The organism is Microbacterium sp. Bi128, assembly GCF_918698205.1.
Window position 1 is genome coordinate 1 of sequence record NZ_CAKKMM010000385.1, and the last position, 4,181, is coordinate 4,181.

Sequence of the window (4,181 nt, forward strand, 5' to 3'; positions counted from 1 at the left end):
GGCCTGCGGGGCGTCGTCGAGCCGCTGGAATGGCCTGAACATTTCCAGGACACTCTCCGCAGGGATTCCCCGGCCGTGATCGATGATCCGCAGCTCGCCGGCAGGACGCCCCCCGAGAGTCGCCGGGCTCAGCCCGCCGGCCGCCCCGACCAGGACGATGTCCGAGTCGGGGGCATATTTCACGGCGTTCTCGACGATGTTCGCAATCACCCGCTCCAGCATTCCAGGGTCGGCTTCAATCTCCGGCATGTTTGGAGGCAGGTCCACCCGCACCCTCCCCGCGGGGACGGCGCTCAGGGAACCCGGGATGACCTCATACCAGCGCACGGGTTTGAGCAGGGGATTGACGGCATCCGACGTGATCCGGGACATGTCCAGCAGATTGCCGACCAGCGCGTCCAACCTGTCCGAACACTCCTCTATCGTAGCCAGCAGCTCCTTCTCCTCTTCTTTGGTGAAATGGACGTCGTCGTGCCGAAGTCCGCCGACAGCCAGCTTGATCCCGGCCAGGGGCGTGCGCAGGTCGTGGGAAACGGCCCGGAGGATGGAGGTGCGCATCGTGTTGCTCTCGGCCAGGCGCAGCATCTCCCGCCGGCTCGCCACCAGCTGCTGTCGTTCCAGCTGCGCTGCCAGATGAACCCCGAACGCCCCCAGAAGGCGCCGGTCGCTTGCGGGCAGAATCCGTCCGAACAGCACCAGGCGCGTGGAGGCGTCGATTTCTTCGACGTTGTCGCCGGCGGCATCGCTTCCGGTCCCGTCAGCGGACAGGGCAGGAATTTCACCTACGGCGGCCTGGAGACGCCACTGCCGGTCCGGGCTGGCTCCGCCGTCGCCGTCCGCGAGGCCGTAGCCCAGGCTGAAAACAGCAGCACCACGGACCTGGAAGACGCTCAGGGCTTGTTCCAGCAATGCCTGGACCGTGTCCTCCGAGCCGGCGGCACTGCGCGTCAGGTCACCGAGCGTCGTGGCTTCGGCGCGGGCCCGCGCGGCCTCCTTGGAGCGGCGGGCCGATAGGTCGACCACAAGGGCGACGGCGGCCGAGACGCCTACAAACACCAGCAGCGCCAGGAAATTCTGGGGATCGCTGATGGTGAGGTTGCCCAGCGGCGGGGTCGAAAAGTAGTTCACCAGGAGGCTGCTCCACAGTGCGGCCAGGATGGCCGGCCACAACCCGCCGATCAACGCCACCGCCACCGAGCCGGTGAGCTGGACCAGCATGGCCGCAGCCACATTCTGTTCCGGATTCAAGAGCGACAGCAGGAGTTGCAGGACCACCGGGAGCAGCACAGCAAGACCGAACCCGGCGGCCACCCGGATGCGGCCAAGGTCCCGCTGCCGTGGCGGGCGGGTTCCCCGGCCGCCGAGCGGATGGGAGACCATGTGGACGTCAATGTCGCCGGAATCGCGGACCACCCGGGTGCCGACCCCGCCGCCGAGCAGATTTCCGACCAGGCCGGCGAGCTTTTTGTGCCGCGAGATGCCGACGACGATCTGGGTGGCGTTGACGCTGCGGGCGAAGTCCAGGAGCGCGGCAGCCGGATCCTCGCCGGTCACGATGTGGTAGCTGCCGCCCAGGTCCAGGATCAGGCGGCGCTGGGCTTCCAGCGCCTGGGGCGACTCCTCGGCGAGGCCATCGGCGGACCGGACGTGGACCGCCAGCAGGTCCCCACCGCTGACGCGGTTGAGGATCCTGGCCCCGCGGCGGATCAGGACTTCTCCTTCGGGGCTGCCGGTCAGCCCGACCACGATGCGTTCCCGGGCCGGCCAGCTTTCGTCGATGCCCTGTTCGGCCCGGTACTTGGCCAGGCCCTCGTCCACCCGGTCGGCGAGCCACAGCAAAGCCAGTTCACGCAATGCCGTGAGGTTGCCCAGGCGGAAATAGTTCGAGAGGGCGGCGTCGATCTTGTCGGCAGCGTAGATCTTGCCGTCGCCCAGGCGCTGGCGGAGCAGCTCGGGGGAGATGTCCACGAGGTGGATCTGGTCCGCCTTCCGGACGACGGCGTCCGGCACCGTCTCCGCCTGGTGGACATCGGTGATGGCGCTGACAACGTCGCCCAGGGACGCCAGATGCTGGACGTTGACGGTGGAGAGCACGTTGATGCCGGCATCCAGAAGCGCATCGACGTCCTGCCAGCGCTTGGGATTGCGGCTGCCGGGGATGTTGGAGTGGGCGTATTCGTCCACGATCGCGGTCCCTGGCGCCCGGGCCAGGACAGCGTCGAGGTCCATCTCCTCGAACTCCGTGTCCCGGTAGGGCAGCTTCCGGGGTGGAATGACTTCGAGTCCCTCCAGCAGCGCCCCTGTCTCGCTGCGGCCGTGGTCCATGGCGAACGCGACGACGACGTCCTCGCCGCGCTTGCCGAGCCGGTGGGCCTCTTCGAGCATCTCGTAGGTCTTGCCCACACCCGGCGCGGCGCCCAGGAAGATCCGCAGCGTTCCACGTGCCATGCCGTCATTCTCTCACTTGGATTGTGCCGGCTGCGACGGCAGCGCGGCCGCCGCCACGGCGAGGTTGAGGGCAGTCACGTTGACCGACGGCTGGCCGAGAAACGCGACTAACCCACCGCTGGTGTGCTGCTCCACCAGGGAGGCAACGGCGTCGGTGCTGAGGCCGTTCGCTGCTGTCACCCGCGCAAGCTGCAGTTTGGCGTACTCGGGTGAAATGTCCGGGTCCAGTCCGGAACCGCTGGCCGTCACCGCGTCGGCCGGCACCGCTGCCGCATCCACGCCTTCAGCGGCGGCGACGGCGGCCCGGTTCGCGGCGACGGCCTCGAGCAGTTTCGGATCGTTGGGCCCGAAGTTGGTGGCCGAGGACGACGCCGGGTCCCACTTCACGGCCGAGGGCCGGGGGTGAAACCAGCGCGGGTCCTGAGCGCCGGCGTCGTTAGCGGATGACTGGGCGATCAAGGCAGACGCGGCCGGGTCGCCGGCGGCATCCTTGATGATGGAGCCGTTCGCCTGATATGGCGCGATGAGCTGTGCGATGCCGAAAACGGCCAGCGGGTAGGCGACGCCGAGGGCCAGTGTGGCAAAGAGCAGGAACCGCAGTGCGGTGCCGGCCTGGCGGAGGTAGCCGGTGAGTGCGTTCATGGGGGTGTTCCTAGCCGATTCCGGGGATGAGGGAAATCATGAGGTCGATGATTTTGATGCCGATGAATGGTGCGATCAGGCCGCCGAGCCCGTAGATCAGCAGGTTCCGCGCCAGCGCCTGGTTGGCGGAGACGGCACGGTATTTGACCCCGCGCAGAGCCAGCGGCACCAGGGCGATGATGATGAGGGCGTTGAAGATCACTGCGGACAGGATGGCTGAGGCCGGGGTGGCCAGGCCCATGATGTTCAGCAGTCCGAGCCCGGGGAAGGCTGCGGTGAAGAGGGCCGGGACGATCGCGAAGTACTTGGCGACGTCGTTGGCGACAGAGAAGGTGGTCAGGGCGCCGCGGGTGATGAGCAGCTGCTTGCCGATGCCGACGATGTTGATGAGTTTGGTGGGGTCGGAGTCGAGGTCGACCATGTTCGCGGCGTCCTTCGCGGCCGGGGTTCCGGAGTTCATGGCGACGCCGACGTCCGCCGCGGCCAGGGCCGGGGCGTCGTTGGTGCCGTCACCGGTCATGGCCACGAGCCGGCCTGCGGCCTGTTCCTTTTTGATGACCGCGAGCTTGTCCTCCGGGGTTGCTTCGGCCAGGAAGTCATCGACGCCGGCCTCGGCGGCGATGGCCTTGGCGGTGATGGGGTTGTCGCCGGTGATCATGACGGTCCGGATGCCCATTTGCCGCAGTTCGGCGAAGCGGGCGTGCATGCCGGGTTTGACGACGTCGGCGAGGTGGATGGTTCCCAGGATGTCCGCCCGGCCGTCCTTGTCCACCTGGGCGACCAGCAGGGGGGTGCCGCCCTGGGCCGAGATTTCCTGTACCCGGTGGTCGACCTCCGCCGGGGTGTGCCCGCCGAAGTCGGCAACGAATGCCGCCACCGTGGTGGCAGCGCCTTTTCGGATCTGCAACCCGTCAAGGTCCAGCCCGCTCATGCGGGTGCTGGCGCTGAAGGGGACCACGGCAAAATTGCCGGAGGTGCGTTCGAGTGTGGCCAGATCGGACCCGGTCACGCCCTTGTCCGCGGCGAGGTCCACGATAGAGCGTCCCTCGGGGGTTTCATCGGCCAGACTGCAGACCCGTGCGGCCTCGATG

3 protein-coding genes are annotated in these 4,181 nt (G+C 67.8%); all 3 read right to left on the reverse strand.

What is annotated here, in order from left to right; translation table 11 throughout:
• A partial coding sequence (locus LQV45_RS19520) for a DUF4118 domain-containing protein (protein WP_230008438.1) occupies window positions 1-2,448 on the reverse strand: 2,448 nt, incomplete at its 3' end.
• A gap of 12 nt (window positions 2,449-2,460) precedes the next feature.
• Window positions 2,461-3,090, reverse strand: coding sequence for a K(+)-transporting ATPase subunit C (kdpC, locus tag LQV45_RS19525; RefSeq protein WP_230008439.1), 630 nt, complete (start codon window positions 3,088-3,090; stop codon window positions 2,461-2,463).
• A 10-nt stretch (window positions 3,091-3,100) separates the two neighbouring features.
• Window positions 3,101-4,181, reverse strand: a 1,081-nt coding sequence (locus LQV45_RS19530) for an HAD-IC family P-type ATPase (RefSeq protein ID WP_230008440.1), incomplete at its 5' end; no start/stop codon positions are given.